The organism is Chitinophaga sp. GbtcB8 (assembly GCF_019091455.1).
GTDB lineage: Bacteria > Bacteroidota > Bacteroidia > Chitinophagales > Chitinophagaceae > Chitinophaga.
In genome coordinates, this window is record NZ_JAGXJN010000023.1 from 1 (window position 1) to 16,983 (window position 16,983).

10 protein-coding genes are annotated in these 16,983 nt (G+C 49.5%); 9 read left to right on the forward strand and 1 reads right to left on the reverse strand.

Annotated elements, in window-relative coordinates:
- On the forward strand, window positions 1-662 hold a 662-nt coding region (locus tag KVT36_RS19190; protein ID WP_217605080.1), incomplete at its 5' end, for a succinate--CoA ligase subunit alpha.
- 71 nt (window positions 663-733) lie between these two features.
- On the opposite strand, the gene KVT36_RS19195 is transcribed toward KVT36_RS19190, so the two are convergent.
- Window positions 734-1,435, reverse strand: a complete 702-nt coding sequence (locus tag KVT36_RS19195; protein WP_217605081.1) for a response regulator transcription factor — start codon at window positions 1,433-1,435, stop codon at window positions 734-736.
- Window positions 1,436-1,610: 175 nt separating this feature from the next.
- On the opposite strand from KVT36_RS19195, the gene KVT36_RS19200 reads away from it, so the two are divergent.
- From KVT36_RS19200 to KVT36_RS19235, 8 genes are all read left to right on the forward strand, one after another.
- Entirely contained in the window at window positions 1,611-7,613 is a 6,003-nt protein-coding gene (locus tag KVT36_RS19200) for an alpha-2-macroglobulin family protein (protein ID WP_217605082.1), read from the forward strand.
- On the forward strand, window positions 7,613-8,659 hold the full coding sequence (locus KVT36_RS19205) for an FAD-binding oxidoreductase (RefSeq protein WP_217605083.1): 1,047 nt from the start codon (window positions 7,613-7,615) through the stop codon (window positions 8,657-8,659). Before KVT36_RS19200 ends, KVT36_RS19205 begins: the two co-directional genes overlap by 1 nt.
- 128 nt (window positions 8,660-8,787) lie before the next feature.
- Window positions 8,788-10,536: an aspartate--tRNA ligase gene (gene aspS / locus KVT36_RS19210; RefSeq protein ID WP_217605084.1), complete on the forward strand. Its 1,749-nt coding sequence runs from the start codon at window positions 8,788-8,790 to the stop codon at window positions 10,534-10,536.
- Window positions 10,537-10,804: 268 nt separating this feature from the next.
- Complete coding sequence (locus KVT36_RS19215; RefSeq protein WP_217605085.1) at window positions 10,805-11,338, forward strand: glucosaminidase domain-containing protein; 534 nt, start codon at window positions 10,805-10,807, stop codon at window positions 11,336-11,338.
- A gap of 85 nt (window positions 11,339-11,423) precedes the next feature.
- Window positions 11,424-12,803 (forward strand): GDSL-type esterase/lipase family protein, encoded by a 1,380-nt coding sequence (locus tag KVT36_RS19220; RefSeq protein ID WP_217605086.1) that lies wholly within the window; start codon window positions 11,424-11,426, stop codon window positions 12,801-12,803.
- Window positions 12,804-12,849: 46 nt separating this feature from the next.
- Window positions 12,850-14,103 (forward strand): GDSL-type esterase/lipase family protein, encoded by a 1,254-nt coding sequence (locus tag KVT36_RS19225; protein ID WP_217605087.1) that lies wholly within the window; start codon window positions 12,850-12,852, stop codon window positions 14,101-14,103.
- 33 nt (window positions 14,104-14,136) lie between these two features.
- Window positions 14,137-15,624 (forward strand): MBOAT family protein, encoded by a 1,488-nt coding sequence (locus KVT36_RS19230; RefSeq protein ID WP_217605088.1) that lies wholly within the window; start codon window positions 14,137-14,139, stop codon window positions 15,622-15,624.
- A 37-nt stretch (window positions 15,625-15,661) separates the two neighbouring features.
- On the forward strand, window positions 15,662-16,978 hold the full coding sequence (locus KVT36_RS19235; protein ID WP_254640092.1) for a porin: 1,317 nt from the start codon (window positions 15,662-15,664) through the stop codon (window positions 16,976-16,978).
- The last annotated feature ends 5 nt before the right edge of the window (window positions 16,979-16,983 follow it).

A 16,983-nucleotide genomic window follows, 5' to 3' on the forward strand; every position in this document is an offset into this window, starting at 1 on the left:
CTGATGCTTTTATGGAAGCTGCTGAAGCGGGCATTGCGCTGGTAGTATGTATAACGGAAGGTATTCCCGTGCAGGACATGGTAAAGGCCAAAGCTTACCTGCAGGGCCGCGAAACCCGCCTGATAGGGCCTAACTGCCCCGGCGTGATTACTGCTGAGGAAGCCAAAGTAGGCATTATGCCTGGTTTTATATTCAAGAAAGGCCGCATTGGTATTGTATCAAAATCCGGTACGCTTACCTATGAGGCAGCAGACCAGGTGGTAAAAGCAGGTCTGGGTATTTCGACCGCTATTGGTATTGGCGGTGACCCCATCATTGGCACGCCTACCAAAGAAGCAGTAGAGCTGTTGCTGAATGATCCTGAAACCGATGGTGTGATCATGATCGGTGAAATTGGCGGCAGCATGGAAGCTGAAGCAGCTTACTTTATAAAAGAGCAGCGCGAAAAAGGTAATACCAAACCCGTCGTAGGTTTTATTGCCGGCCAAACCGCGCCTCCCGGCCGCCGTATGGGCCACGCCGGTGCTATTATTGGTGGTGCAGATGATACTGCCGCCGCTAAAATGAAGATCATGACTGCCTGTGGTGTGCATGTGGTAGATAGCCCTGCCAACATCGGTAAAACCATGGCAGAAGTGCTGAAGAAAGAGCTGGTGAAATAATTTAATGATTTGTTCATAAAGCAAGCGCCCCGGTTATTATCAACCGGGGCGCTTTTTTATTGGAAGAAATATCATTGCATAAAAGCAGGAACCTGGGGCCACTGCAGAATGCGCACTACCAGCTCGCTTTTGGAATTTACATCCAGCTTGCGGTAAATGTTTTTCACATGGAAACGTACTGTTTCAACAGAAATGTGCAACGCGCTGGCAATGAGCTTATAGCTGCCGCCATTCGTGAGGCGTTTTAATATTTCCAGCTCACGTTTGCTCAGCAACGTAGTATAATTGCCGGGTTGCGCTATTACCAGGTCGTGAATAAATTGCTGCGTAATAAGCGGCGATAAAGGAAAACCCTGCTGCAGCAGCACATTACCGGTATATGCGGGTAATGCGGCATTTACTTCCTGCTTCAGCACATAACCATTAAAACCTGCTTTCAGGTAATTGATCACAATATTCAGGTCGCGGCAATCAGATATACCTACCACCTGCATGGCATTTGGCAGCGCATGCCGGCTGCCCATAAAACGTATAAGGGCCGCAGCTTCGTAAGAATCAATGTCTATGAACAGTAACAGCTTATCGCCAAATTCATGACTAAGCTGCAGGGCATGATCCAGGGATGCCGCGTGTATGCAAAACGGTTGCAGGTCAGGGATGGCAGTAATCAGCGTATAATGAAAATGGGGATCAGCCGTAATAATAACCGGCTGTAATGAGCTGCCGGTAACGGATGGTGAGGGTCCCTCCAGATGCCTTGAAGAATGCTGCATATTTATTTCAAAGGATATGTTCGGGGTGATCAAAAGCCTCTTCTACCCTGTAAATTTATGGTAATGGAAAGGAATGAAAAAAAATATTATGGGTATCTTAACATAAAATACACCATCCTATATGCGATGCAGATTCCTTTGGATACTTATTTTAGTTTGTTTTTATAAACCGGTTATGGCACAATACAATTATACCAATGAATGGAAAAAGGTAACGGAGCTGGAGAATAAAGGTCTGCCGCAATCGGCCCTGCAGGTAGTGGAGGACATTTATAAACAGGCTGTAAAAGACGGGCGGGATACAGATATTGTGGCCTCCCTCATTTTCCGCATAAAATACCAGGAAGACCAGGAGAATGGCCAGATAAAGAACCTGGAAGAAATAAACCGGCAAATAACACAGTTTAAAGACCCGGTACGTGCAATACTGCAAAGCCTAAAGGGGGAAATGTACTGGCGTTACCTGCAAAACAACCGCTACCGCTTTTATAACCGCACCGCGCTGGCCAGTGATACGGCTACAGATATAACCAGCTGGGACATGCCCCGTTTAAACCGGGAGATCACCCAGGCATACACTGCCTCCCTGGAAAATACGGAGCTGTTACAAAAAACAGATTTAACCGTGTACGATGGTATCCTGGAAAAAGGCAATGCCCGCGTATTACGCCCCACCCTATACGATCTGCTGGCGCACCGCGCGCTGGATTATTTTAAGTCCGGTGAAAATAACCTGAACCAGGCAGCTAATTTATTTGAGCTGGATGATGTGCAGGCTTTTGCACCTGCTGCAGATTTTGCAGCGCATAGCTTTACTGCAAGCGATTCTACCTCCCTGCAGTTCAAAGCCCTTTTGCTGTTACAGCAGCTGATCAGCTTTCATGCAAAGGATCATAACCGCGCTGCTTTGCTGGATGTGGACCTGGAGCGCATCCGTTATATGAACCAGGTAGGCGTAATGCCGGATAAGGAAGAGCTGTATGTAAAAGCCCTGCAGCAAATGCAGCAGACCTACGCACAAGAGCCGGAAGTAAGCCGCGTTATGTATATGCTGGCGCAATTGTATTATCAGCAGGACCAGCAAAATAAAGACAGCGCTACCGGCAAAGCTGCGCAGGCCGTGGCTTTGTGCAAGCAGGCCATACAACATGCGCCCACCAGCTATGGAGCCAGCAATTGCAGGCAGCTGCTACGTCAGCTGGAAGCCCATGAGCTGCAGCTAACTACAGAGCTGGTGAACCTGCCGGAGCAGCCTTTCCGCACGCTGGTTACCTACCGCAACCTGTCTAAAATATATTTGCGGATAGCACGGGTGAATGAATCGTTTATGGAGCAGCTGCGCAGCGCACAAAATGATTACAGCGATACCACTAACCGTTACTGGCGGTTGATCATTGGCAGAAAACCCTTCCGCCAATGGGAGCAGGCCTTACCAGACCCTGTGGATTACAGGGAGCATAATACAGAAATAAAAGCAGATGCGTTGCCACTGGGCCAGTACGTGCTGCTGGCAGGCACTACGCCTGATTTTTCGATAGGGGAAAGCATACTGGCCGTACAATTCATTCACATATCACAGCTTAGCTATATTAACCGGAATAATGATTACCTGGCCCTGCACCGGGAAACAGGCGAACCGCTTTCCGGCGTAAAGCTGCGTATATGGGAAATGGTGAGGGACAGCCAAAGCGGGCGTATGGTAAGCGACCGCCTGCTACAAAGCGCCACTACCAATAAAAGCGGGCGTATTACTTTAGATAGGAACGTGAATAAGCAGAACCGTAATGTGCGGCTGGAATGGAGCCTGGGAAAAGATACGCTGTTCACCGATAACTATAAATACCTGTACCGGTATTACCAACCGGAGCCAAGGGGAAAGGAAAAACCGCAAAGCTTCCTGTTTACAGACCGGGCTATTTACCGCCCGGGGCAAACAGTGTACTTTAAAGGAATTGTGGTTAAAACAAAAGATTCCACAAACATCAGTAATGCAGTAGCGGATTATAAAACTACCGTGCAGCTAACAGATGTGAATGGGGAAAAAGTAGATTCCATACAGCTTACTACCAATGAATACGGCGCTTACAACGGTAAGTTCAAATTGCCGGAAGGTATGCTGAATGGGGCTTTCAGCGTTACGGATCTTACTACAGAAGGCCGCGCTTATTTCTCTGTGGAAGAATATAAACGGCCTAAATTTTATGTGGAGTTTGATACGGTAAAAGGCAGCTACCGTGTAGGCGATACCGTAACTATACATGGTAAAGCGCTGGCTTATGCCGGTAATAATATTGATGGCGCCGCAGTAAAATACCGGGTGGTGCGGGAAGCCCGTTACCCTTATTACTGGATGTTTATGTACAGGCCCGCACCTGCATCTGCATCCCGGGAAATAACACATGGGCAGCTGCAAACCGGTGCAGACGGTACTTTTACCATTCACTTCAATGCCCTGCCGGATAAACAAATAAAGCCGGAGCTGAAACCTATTTTCACCTACCGTATTTATGCAGATGTAACGGACCTGAATGGCGAAACCCGCAGCGGTGAACAACGCGTATCCGCCGGTTACCAGCTCATGGAAATAAAGCTGGATGTGCCGGACGAGCTATCAGCCAAAGAGCTGCAGCAGGTAAAAGTAACTACTGCTAACCTGAATGGTACTTTTGAACCGGCCACCGTGCAAATGCGCTTGTTGCCACTGCAGCATCCCAACCGGCTTATGCGCGCCCGTTACTGGGAGGCGCCGGACCAGTTTGTATTAACAGAGCAGGAGTACCTGCAGGCATTTCCGCTGGATGTATATAAAAGGGAAAATGAACCATCGCAGTGGCCGCGTAAAACACCGCTGCTGGAAAAAACATTTACCACCGCAAAGGATGGTCATACCGAGCTTTCTGTAAAGTCGTTACCACCAGGAGCTTATGAGCTGGAAATAACTGCCAGAGACGCTGCAGGCGATACCCTTACACAGAAAAAAGTTTTTAACCTGGTAGATGCTGCTGCGTCTCAATTGCCTTACCCGGAGTACTTCCGCATACTGGCAGATGAGCAGCCGCATGAACCGGGCAGCGAAGTAAAACAGGTAGTAGGCACCACCGCCAAAGACCTGCATATACTACAAACCATTGAAAGAATGAACCAGCAGCCGGTGGATGATTTTGTACAATTATCAGCACAGCAAAAATCGTTTGCCTATAACATTACGGAAAAAGACCGTGGCGGCTTACGCGTAACCTATACCGTGGTAAAGGATAACCGCGTATTCAGCCAAACACAGGACATTGCCGTACCCTGGAGCAATAAAACGCTGGATATACAAATAGGCACGCACCGCGATAAGCTGCTGCCTGGTGAAAAAGAAAAATGGCAGGTACAAATAAAAGGCTCCAAAAAAGACCAGGTAGCTGCAGAGCTGCTGGCTACCATGTACGATGCCTCCCTGGATGCTTTTGCACCGCAGCAGTGGACGCTGCCGCCGCTGTACCCGGTGTTTAGCCCGGGGCAGATCTGGCAGGATACGGATAACTTTACCAAACAGCAATCCTTTAACCGGTACCCGCCGGTACCGCCGCTGGAAGATAGTGTGATCATTTATGATGCGCTGCGCTGGTCTGACTGGCTTGGCGGGTATGGCGGTGGAATGTATAAAAAAGAATTACGGATAGGGTCTGCTGCACCTGGCCTTGCCCGTGACAGGGCTGTTGTGGCATCTGCTGTTCCTGCGCCGGCCGCGCCGGTAACGGAGCAAGCAATGTTAAAGGGCCCATTAGAAGATGCTGCGGCAGGAAAACCTGCAGCAACAGAAGCAGAAACTGCACCACCTGCTGCTGTTACACCGCGCACGAACTTTAATGAAACCGCTTTCTTCCTCCCGGATCTGCATACGGATAAAGACGGCAATATCACTTTTGAATTTACAGTGCCGGAAGCCCTTACCCGCTGGCGTTTCATGGGCCTGGCCCACACAAAGGAAATGGCTTTGGGTTATACGGAAACCAATATTGTTACGCAAAAGCCCTTAATGGTGCAGCCCAATGCACCCCGCTTTATGCGCGAAGGCGACCGCATGGAATTCAGCGCCAAGATCAGCAACCTGGCAGATAGTACATTGATAGGCCAGGCCCGCCTGGAGCTGCTGGATGCCACTACCATGCAGCCGGTAGACGGCTGGTTCCAGAACACTTTCCCCGTGCAACACTTTACCGCATACAAAGGGCAAAGCACCCTGGTAACCTTCCCCGTACAAATCCCCTACAATTTTAACAGCGCGCTGTTATACCGCGTGGTAGCACAATCCGGCCAGTTTAGTGATGGGGAGGAGAATGCGCTGCCCGTGCTTACCAACAGCATGCTGGTAACAGAAACCTTACCGCTGGCGCTGCGCGGAGATGGTACCCGCAGCTTTACTTTTGACAAGCTGCTGCATAGCGATACATCTGAAACTCTGCGCCAGCACGCCGTAACCGTAGAGTTTACCGGCAACCCGGCCTGGTATGCCGTTCAGGCGTTACCGTATTTAATGGAATACCCGCATCAGTGTGCGGAGCAAACCTTTAACCGGTATTATGCCAATGCGCTGGCTACCCATATGGTAAATGCTTTACCGGCTATTAAAACAGTATTTGACCAATGGGCTAAAACAGATACTGCTGCCCTGCAAAGCAACCTGCAAAAGAATGAGGAGCTGAAAGCCGTGCTGTTGCAGCAAACACCATGGGTGCTGGAAGCTAAGAATGAAGCAGAGCAGAAATCACGCATAGCCCTGCTGTTTGACCTGCACCGCATGAGCAGGGAGCTGGAAAAAGCGCTGGGACAGTTAAAACAAATGCAGCTGCCTTCCGGCGCTTTCCCCTGGTTTACCGGTATGTGGGAAGACCGTTTCATTACCCAGTACATTGTTGCCGGCGTAGGCCGCCTGCAGCAGCTGGATGCGCTTTCCGCCGCGCAAAAAGCAAATTGCCGTGAGCTCACGGATAAAGCGCTTAACTACCTGGATCTGCAGCTGGATAAGGATTATCACCAGCTGCTGCAGCAAAAGGTAAATATGAAAGAGCAGCACATTGGCGGCGTGCAGGTGCACTACCTGTACATGCGCAGTTTTTATAAAGACAAACCTTTAGCCGCTAAATACCAGGCTGCCTATAACTATTACCTGGAACAGGCTAAAAAATTCTGGCTGCCGCAAAACCGCTATGTACAAGCACTAGCAGCAGTGGCGCTGTATAAGCATAACGATAAGGAAACACCCGCTGCTATTTTAAGATCATTAAAAGAACATGCTATTACCAATGAGGAAATGGGCATGTACTGGAAAGAGCAATGGGGCTACTGGTGGTACCAGGCGCCAATTGAATCACAGGTGATGATGATAGAAGCTTTTGATTTGGTAGCAAAAGATACCGCTGCGGTAGATGCTATGAAAACCTGGCTGCTTAAGAACAAGCAAACCAATAACTGGAATACCACCAAAGCCACGGCAGATGCCTGTTACGCCATGCTGTTAAGCGGTAACAACTGGCTGGCTGCCAACCCGCAGGTAACTATACAGCTGGGTAGTGAAACCATTAGCAGCGCTAACCAGCATACAGAAGCCGGCACCGGTTACTTCAAGGAACGGCTGGAAGCTAAGGACGTGAAACCCGCTATGGGCAATATACAGGTAAGCATGCAGGGCAGCCAGGGGCAACCCTCCTGGGGCGCTGTGTACTGGCAGTATTTTGAGCAGCTGGATAAAATAACTCCTGCCGCCACACCGCTGAAGCTGGAAAAACAGCTGTTTATACAGGAAGTAACTGACAAAGGCCCTGTGTTAACAGATATCTCAGATAACAAGCAGCTGAAAATAGGAGATAAGGTAAAAGTGAGGATCGTATTACGTGCAGACCGCGATATGGAATACATTCACCTGCGCGATATGCGGGCCGCTTGTTTTGAGCCGCAGAACGTGATTAGCAGCAGTAAATGGCAGAATGGGCTTAGCTATTATGAAAGCACGAAAGATGCTTCCACTGATTTCTTTTTCAGCTACCTGCCCAAAGGTACCTACGTGTTTGAGTATACACTCTTTGTAACACATGAAGGCACTTTCTCCAATGGCATCAGCACTGCCCAGTGCATGTATGCGCCGGAGTTCAGCGCGCATAGTGAAGGGCTGAACGTAAAAGTGGTGAAGTAATGCAATTCGACTACCTCATAACCGGCCAGGGCATAGCCGGCACTATGCTTAGCCACCGCCTGTTACAGGCAGGGCAGCGGGTACTGGTAATAGATGCGTATAAACCTAACAGCGCATCGCGTATAGCTGCGGGTGTTATAAACCCTGTATCGGGCCGCCGTTTTGAAATGGCATGGATGTATGAGCAGCTATACCCCTTTGCAAAACAAACGTATCAGCAGCTGGAACAGCTATTGGGTGTACCGGTGTTTAAAGAAAGGGATATCTGGATGGCCCTGCCATCGGAACAGCTGCGTACTGCTTTTAATAATAAAACCACGCAGGGATTAGCGCAGCAATATACTCATCCGGCCAATGCCGCACTCATGGAACCCTGGCTGCACCAGCCTTACGGCGCGGCTATTGTAAAAGGCGCTACGGTACTGCTGCATCACCTGTTACCGGCATGGCGGCATTATTTAACAGAAAAGGAATTGTTATGGGATGAGCAGCTGGACCTTGCACAATTGCAGCACACTGCAGCCGGTGTACAGTATAAGGATGTACAGGCCCGCGCTATTATTTTCTGCGAAGGTGCGCAGATCATTCATAACCCCTGGTTCAAACACATTCCTTTTCTGCTGAATAAGGGCGAAGTATTAAAAGTGCACATTCCCGGCCTGTTTACAGAAAACATCCTCAAAAAAAGTATTACACTGGTGCCGCAGGAGCAGGAAGTGTTCTGGGCAGGCTCCACCTTTGTATGGGATTATGTGGATGAAGCGCCTACGCCGGAAAAAAGGCTGTTCCTGGAAGAAAGTTTGCAGCAGCTGCTGAAAGTACCCTACACCGTGCTGGAACAGCAGGCCGGTATACGCCCCTCCGGTAAGGACCGCCGCCCTATTATGGGGCTGCACCCGCAATACCCTGCCCTGGGCCTGTTCAATGGGCTGGGTACCAAAGGCTGCTCCCTGGCCCCTTACATGGCGCATTTGCTAACACAGCATTTATTGGAGGGTGTGCCCCTGCTGCCGGAAGCCGATATTAAACGATATTTTAATAGATGAAGGGCTACAAATGCAGGCCTTAAAATGTATCTTTGCCCCCCAATAAAATACTTTTTTGAGGTGTAATGTCTGGTGATCCATATCCATCAAACATGCGCTGTCAAAGTTCAAAACATCAACTTTTTTCTATGTATAGAACGCATACTTGTGGTGAACTCAGGTTGGAGCAGGCAGGCCGGCAGGTTACATTAGCCGGTTGGATACAAACAGTAAGGAAATTTGGCAGCATCACTTTCGTGGATCTGCGCGACCGCTATGGTATTACTCAACTGTTGTTCGGGGAATCCCTGAATGCCCGGCTGGACGAGCAGCCCCTGGGACGTGAGTTTGTAGTGCAGGTAACCGGCACCGTTACAGAGCGTACCAGCAAAAATCCGAATATGCCTACCGGCGATGTAGAGATCGCCGTAAGCGATTTTTCTATACTGAATGCCGCCAAAACACCGCCCTTTACCATCCAGGATGATACGGATGGCGGTGATGAGCTGCGTATGAAATACCGCTACCTGGACCTTCGCCGCAACCTGGTGAAGCAGAACCTGGAGCTGCGCTACCGCGTAAACCGCTCTGTACGCAACTTCCTGGATACCAGGGGATTCATGGATATTGAAACACCTTTCCTTATAAAATCCACCCCGGAAGGCGCCCGCGACTTTGTGGTGCCCAGCCGTATGAACCCGAATGAGTTCTACGCCCTGCCGCAGTCGCCCCAAACCTTTAGGCAGCTGCTGATGGTGAGCGGGTACGACCGCTACTACCAGGTGGTAAAATGCTTCCGTGATGAGGACCTGCGTGCTGACCGGCAGCCGCAATTTACCCAGATTGACTGCGAAATGAGCTTTGTAGACCAGGAAGATATCCTGAACAACTTTGAAGATATGGTGAAACACGTGTTCAAAGAGATCAAGGGTATTACTTTCAACGAAGCTTTTCCCCGCATGACCTGGGAGCATGCCATGGAATTCTATGGCAATGACAAACCGGACATCCGCTTTGAAATGAAGCTGGTAAACCTTACTGATACCGTTCAGAACCAGGGCTTTAAGGTGTTTGACGATGCAGAGCTGGTAATTGCCATCTGCGCAAAAGGCTGCAGTGAATACACCCGCAAACAGCTGGATGAGCTGACAGATTGGGTGAAACGCCCCCAGATAGGTATGAGCGGCCTCATTCACCTGAAATATAATACAGACGGCACGTTGAAGAGCTCTGTGGATAAATTCTTTGACGAAACCAAGCTGAAAGGCTGGGCAGAAAAATGTAATGCCCAACCCGGCGATCTTATACTGGTACTGGCCGGCCGCGAAGAGCGCACCCGCAAAGCCATGAGCGAGCTGCGCCTGGAAATGGGCGAACGCCTTGGATTTCGCAACAAAAACGAGTTTAAACCGTTATGGGTCATAGACTTTCCGCTCTTTGAGTATGCTGAAGAGGAAAAACGCTGGGTAGCCCGTCACCATCCGTTCACCTCACCCAAACCGGATCAGGTGGCGCTGATGGATGAACCATCCAGGTATGGCGAGATCAAGGCCAATGCATATGATATAGTGTTGAATGGTACAGAGATAGGCGGCGGCTCTATCCGTATTTTCCAGCGTGAGCTGCAGGAAAAAATGTTTGCCGCCCTGGGTATGAGCCCCGAAGAGGCCCGTCATAAATTCGGGTTCCTGCTGGGCGCCTTTGAGTACGGTGCACCTCCCCATGGTGGTATTGCCTTTGGTTTTGACCGCCTGTGCTCCCTGCTGGGCGGCAGCGAGAGCATCCGCGATTTCATTGCGTTCCCCAAGAACAACTCCGGGCGCGATGTAATGCTGGATGCCCCCAGTGATATAGACCAGTCTCAGCTGGATGAGCTGAAAATTGGGCTGGTGAAATAGTTTTTGGGTCCATGGACCCATGGTATACTGCATATAGCGCAGTTTTACTATTATGTAAAAGGCTATGGACCATGGACTATTGACCATGGTCCGCCGGGACCCATCCCGGCACATAATTTGCAAGAGGCTGATGCTTTTGATAAAAGATCCCCTTTGGCGCCTGATCAAAAGGTACCAAAGGGGATTGGCACAATATAGAGAGCGTATTGATATTTAATTTATATTACATAAATTTGTAAATTATTAACACCACAAAAAATATACTGCCATGAGAGGCAACAAACTACTCAGTCGTGTGGTATGGTTTTGTGCAATGCTAATATGTGTGCTGATAGCACAAACAGCCTACCCACAACAATATAAGAAGCGCTACCTCGACAAATACGAGGACCTGTCAGTGAAGCTGATGAATGAAACCGGTATCCCGGCCAGTATAATACTGGGCATAGGTATGCTGGAATCAGGAATGGGCACCAGCCGCAACGCAAAAATGCTGCATAACCACTTTGGTATTGTAGGGCGTAACAACCTGGCTAAGCGGCATGCCAGCTATCGTTCAAAATACAAGGAGTATAAAACCGATGAAGATTCTTATGAGCACTTTGTAAAGATCGTCCGTAAGAAGAAATGGTATGCGGGCATGAAAGGCAATACGGAATATTCCCTTTGGCTTAAACATATGAATCATACCGGTTACAGCACAGCCGGTACAGAATGGATCAGAAGAGTAACAAACCTGATTAAACGATACAAATTATATAAATTGGACGCGCAAATGGATTTTGCGAAACAAGACAACTAAATTACGCATAACGCTCAACGCTCAACGCTGAACGCATAAAGCATAAAGCGATCAGCGTTTAGCCTTTAGCGTAACAACACGACTCATGCCAGCCAACAAATCCGCCCACCCGTTCTATATCATTGCCGGCACTATGATATGCTTGCTGGCTTTATCATTCGTACATAACAGCTTCTCCTTCCAGGGTTTTACATCCCGGCAAATAGATCTGCTGGCTGATGTGAAATTTACCCCCGCTCCCCCTGTTGTTAAGCACACCATCATTGCCAAAGGCAAGCCGGGCGACTCTGCCAGGCAGGTTACCGGCATCCCGGAACCAGCGCGCCGCAGCTACGATTTTATGACCTACACCGGCATACAGGAGTATACGGATACAGTAGCAGTAGCCCCGGGCATGCAGCACTTTTTGCAGGCCTTGGAGGAGCTGAAAGCCGGTAAGCGTAAAAAAGTGCGTATCGCCTACTTTGGCGATTCCATGATAGAAGGTGACCTGATCACCGGCGACCTGCGCGACAGCCTGCAAACACAGTTCGGAGGCGCCGGCGTGGGTTTTGTACCTGTAACCTCTGTAGTAGCTTCTTTCAGAACTACTATTCAGCATACTTTCTCCAATAACTGGAAAGATTATCATTTCCGCAACAATCCCCCGCAGGACCTGCCGCTGGGCCTTTCGGGCCATACTTTTATACCTGCCACAGAAAGCTGGGCGCGGTATAGCCCTGTGCGTAAACACGGGCTGGACCGTTTCAGCGAAGTAGTTCTTTTCTATGGCCCGGGTAACAGTAACGTGACCATTAACGGCAAGCCCTACACGCTTTCCGGCGGCGACCCTGTAAATGAGCTGGCCCTTCAGCAGGACACTGCGCAGCCATCCTTAATGCTGAAGTATGCAGGCGGCAGCCCCCAATCGTTTTACGGGTTAAGCTTTGAAAGTAATAACGGAGTATACGTAGATAACTTTTCTTTCCGCGGTATTAGCGGTATAGAGCTGGGTAAGCTGGGCCGGGGCGTGCTGCAGCAAATGCAGCGCCAGCACCCGTATGACCTGGTAGTGCTGCACTATGGCGCTAACGTGCTGTTCCGCCCGGAGCTAACGGATTACAGCTGGTATGAGCGCCCCATGCAAAGGGTCATAGATTCCCTGCGCAATAACTGGCCGCAAACCTCTTTCCTGATAGTAGGCACCGCAGATAAAGCTTATAAAAAAACAGACCGTTATATTACGGCGCCCGGTGTGCCTGCCCTGCTGAAAGTACAGCATGAGCTGGCAGAGCAGCATGGCACCGCTTACTGGAACCTGTACGCAGCCATGGGCGGCGAAGGTTCTATGACGCACTGGGTAGAAGGAGATACCGTATTAGCGAATAAAGATTATACACATTTTAACAGGCAGGGAGCGGCCAGGGTGGGAGCGCTGCTGTATAAAGCGATCATGGATGAGTATAAGCAGGAGCTGCACCCCTAGTGATTTTGTGAAGGCGTTTGTAAAAGCATAATATTTGGTTTTATTCATGGACAGTAAGGGCAAGAGCGCGAAGGTGCTGGTTTTTTTCATAGGAGTATTACTGGTAACAGTTGATGCAGTGGCGCAACACGCCGCAGCAACAACTGCGACTAATAATATCATACAGCAGGACACTGCCCTGTACCGTTTTTTTGCAGCGCTGAACGAGGTAGATAGCAATGTGGTAAGCATATTACACCTGGGCGATTCCCATATACAGGCAGGCTTTTTCCCGGTTGCCACGGGAGGCGCCCTGCAGCAGCAGTTTGGCAATGCCGGCCGTGGATGGGTATTTCCCTATAACCTGGCAGGCACCAATGGGCCGGATGATTACCGCTGGAACAGTACGGTAAGATGGCAGGCAGACAGGATCATAGACAAACATAAAGACCAGGAGCCGGGGCCCGGAGGTATTGTGATCTATTCACAAAGCGCCGCTCCCACACTGGCTTTCAACGGCCGGGGCGATAATGGGATGGAGGATGAGGTAACGCAGGCGCAATTGTTTTTTGATGCCGGAACAGCCGATGTAAGTGTGCAAACGCCGGGAGCGGAAGTAACGGTAATGCCGGCGCCTTATCCCGGTTCACCTACATTAAGCAGGGCCACCTTAAACTTTTCGCAGCCCATGTCTACTTTCCAGACACGCTGGGAAGATAATGGCAGCAGCATTTTCCGGTTCTACGGCGCTATTCTGCAGAACGGGCATAACGGCATCCTGTACCATGCCATAGGTATTAATGGCGCGCAGTTCCAGCATTACGTGGAAACGGATAATACGCTGGCCGCACAATGCCAGGCGCTGCAGCCGCAGCTGGTGATCATTTCACTGGGCACTAATGAAGCATACAGCGGCCTGGGAGCAGCAGCCATCCGTGATCAGGTGGATAATGCAGTGCGTTTGATAAAAGAGCAGCTACCAAATGTGAATATTTTACTGACTACGCCCCCGGATTGCATGCGCACATCCAAAAAGGCGTTCAGGAAAAAGGTAGGTAAAAAGTACCGCACCTATTACCGCATTAATTACTATCCTAATCCGGCCATTAACATGGTTACGCAGCTGCTGATAGATTACAGCCGTGAGCATGGGCTGGCCTGCTGGAATTTTAATGCGGTTAACAAAGCCATGAAAAGCAGCTTTGCCGGCACCTGGGCGGCTGATCATATTCATTTCAGCGCAAGAGGTTACCAGCTGCAGGGACGCTTGTTATATGAGGCACTGCGCCGCTCATACGCCCTGTACCTGGACCGGAGATAAGAAGTAATAAGACCGTTAAATTGAATCGTTTAAATGATTGATGTTACTAAACTGTTGTCAACCTTGGTATACGATCCTAAGGATCCTGTACTGTTCAACAGCGCATTTTTCTTTTATTACTTTGCCATTTTCCTGTTATGCTACCTGGCGGTATCCGGCAGCAAAACCGGGCGGGTATGGGTTTTTACCCTGTTCTCTTTATACTTTTTTTACAAGGCCTGCGGGTTTTATGTAGGGCTGGTGATCTTATCCGCCATCGTGGATTTTAACCTTTCCCGGTGGATCTACCGTGCGCAGCAACGGTCGTTACGCGTGTTCCTGCTGGTATTCAGTATTGTCATTAACATAGGACTGCTGTTCTATTTCAAGTATACAGATTTCTTTATTGGCATTGTGAACGAGGTAACGGCCGGGCATATACGCCCTTTGCATTTGCTGTTGCCTATTGGGATCTCCTTTTATACGTTCGAGAACCTGAGCTATACCATAGATGTGTACCGGAAAGAGTTTCCGCCGGTAGACAATTTTATGGATTACCTGTTCTTTCTTTCCTTTTTTCCCAAGCTGATGATGGGCCCTATTGTGCGGGCGGCTGATTTTATTCCGCAAATATCCCAGCCTTATGTGCTGGACCGGGAAGATATAGGCACCGGCATGTACCTTATTATCAGCGGGCTGTTTAAGAAGATCGTAATATCGGATTTCATTTACCTCAATTTTGTACAATACATTTTTGACGATCCCTCCAAGCACACCGGCCTGGAATGTTTGCTGGGCGTGTATGGTTATGCATTGGTGATCTACTGCGATTTTTCCGGTTACTCTGACATGGCCATTGGTATTGCCCGCTGGACCGGGTTTAAAATACCGGCCAACTTTGCCACGCCTTACCAGAGCGCCAGCATTACAGAGTTCTGGCGCAGGTGGCATATATCCCTTTCCTCCTGGCTGCGCGATTACCTGTACATACCGCTGGGCGGTAACCGCAAAGGCAGGGTGCGCCAGTATGTGAACCTGGCGCTAACCATGCTGATAGGCGGTTTCTGGCACGGGGCCAGCTGGAACTTTATTTTCTGGGGCGGCCTGCATGGCGTGGCCCTGGGGCTTGATAAAGTAAGGATAGACTGGCTGAAAAAGACCGGTAAAGTGTACACCGGTTTTAGCAAATACTTTTTTAAAGTGCTGGGCATCCTTATTACTTTCCACTTTGTATGTTTCTGCTGGATCTTTTTTAAGGCATCCTCCTTTCACGATGCCTGGGCGCTGATACACCAGATCGCGTACGACTTTCAGCCGGGTATCTGGTATGATCTGTACCAGGGTTATACTGCTGTATTTGCCTTAATGCTGCTGGGTTTTGCGCTGCATTTTGTAACGGCTTCCGGTGGCCAGCAGGTGATGGAAAAAACCATGGCGCGGGTGCCCGTATGGGGCAGCGTGGCCATTATGGTTGTGTTCATCTGGCTGCTGATCCAGGTAAAATCTACCCAGCCTATGATCCCGATCTATTTCCAGTTTTAAAGGTTTCTGCTACATTTGCCCCCAAATAGCTATCAACATGCGAATTTCGATGCGCCTGACGGTCTTATGTCTTTTCCTGTTACTGTCTGCCACTGCCGCCAGGGCCCAGTTCCTGATGGATATGATAGATACCACTACCGAATTGGGTAAGGGCATGTTTTCCATGTACAAGAAGTATGATGCGCTGCGCTTTAGCGGTTATATACAACCCCAGTTCCAGTATAGCAGCGGCAAAGGGGCCAAAGGCTTTGCCGGCGGCGATTTCCCTGCTGCCGTAGATAACCGTTTTACCTTACGCAGGGGCCGTTTGCGGGTAGATTATGAACGGAATAATGATAATCACATGCCGGTGGTGCTGTTTGCTTTCCAGTTTGATGGGTCGGAAAGAGGGGTATTTATCCGTGATTTTTACGGCCGTTTCTTTGAAAATAAGTGGGATGTGTTATCCGTTTCCGCCGGTATGTTTGCCCGCCCTTTTGGATATGAGGTGAACCTGGCTTCGGCCGATAGGGAAAGCCCGGAAAGGGGGCGTATGTCGCAGCTGCTGATGAAAACGGAGCGCGACCTGGGCGCTATGCTGAGCTTTGAGCCCCGCCGCAAAAGCCATCCTTTACGGTATATAAAAATAGATGCCGGCTTTTTTAACGGGCAGGGCCTTTCCGGCACCACGGATTTTGACAGTCACAAAGATCTCATTACCCGCATATCGCTAAAGCCTGTAAATCTGAATGCGGGCGGTATGCGGCTCTCCGCCGGTATCTCCTGCCTGTACGGCGGTATGCAGCAGTTCACAAAATATATTTACCGGTCAAACGGCGCCGCTGGTTTTAACATTGATTCCACAGCAGCCAATGAAGGCAAAATAGCGCCCCGCCATTACTATGGTGCAGATGTGCAGTGGAGGATCCCCAACCGGAAAGGATTTACAGAACTAAGAGCTGAATATATACGCGGCACCCAAACCGCTACTGCTGCCAGCAGTGAAACACCGGGCGTAATTCCTGTAGATGCTGCAGGGCACCGCCAGCCGCTGTACATCCGTAAGTTCAATGGGGCTTATGTTTATTTTTTACAACACCTGGGCAGTGAGCAGCACCAGCTGGCGCTGAAGTATGATTTTTATGATCCCAACAATGAGCTGCATGGTCACCAGATAGGGCAGGCTAACAGCAATACTACGGAAGCAGATATACGGTTTGATACTTTTGGCGGCGGTTATTTATACTACGTAAACGAGCACCTGAAGCTTACCCTCTGGTACGACCTGGTGCGCAATGAAGCTACCGACCTGCAGGGTTATACCAAAGATGTAGCGGATAACGTATTTACCTGCCGCCTGCAGTTCAGGTTTTAAATGCA

Excerpts from the sequence above, each read along its gene's own strand:
- KVT36_RS19195 (WP_217605081.1), bottom strand. The coding sequence starts at position 1,435 with ATGCAGCATTCTTCAAGGCATCTGGAGGGACCCTCACCATCCGTTACC.
- KVT36_RS19200 (WP_217605082.1), top strand. The coding sequence starts at position 1,611 with ATGGCACAATACAATTATACCAATGAATGGAAAAAGGTAACGGAGCTG.
- KVT36_RS19205 (WP_217605083.1), top strand. The coding sequence starts at position 7,613 with ATGCAATTCGACTACCTCATAACCGGCCAGGGCATAGCCGGCACTATG.
- aspS (WP_217605084.1), top strand. The coding sequence starts at position 8,788 with ATGTATAGAACGCATACTTGTGGTGAACTCAGGTTGGAGCAGGCAGGC.
- KVT36_RS19215 (WP_217605085.1), top strand. The coding sequence starts at position 10,805 with ATGAGAGGCAACAAACTACTCAGTCGTGTGGTATGGTTTTGTGCAATG.
- KVT36_RS19220 (WP_217605086.1), top strand. The coding sequence starts at position 11,424 with ATGCCAGCCAACAAATCCGCCCACCCGTTCTATATCATTGCCGGCACT.
- KVT36_RS19225 (WP_217605087.1), top strand. The coding sequence starts at position 12,850 with ATGGACAGTAAGGGCAAGAGCGCGAAGGTGCTGGTTTTTTTCATAGGA.
- KVT36_RS19230 (WP_217605088.1), top strand. The coding sequence starts at position 14,137 with ATGATTGATGTTACTAAACTGTTGTCAACCTTGGTATACGATCCTAAG.
- KVT36_RS19235 (WP_254640092.1), top strand. The coding sequence starts at position 15,662 with ATGCGAATTTCGATGCGCCTGACGGTCTTATGTCTTTTCCTGTTACTG.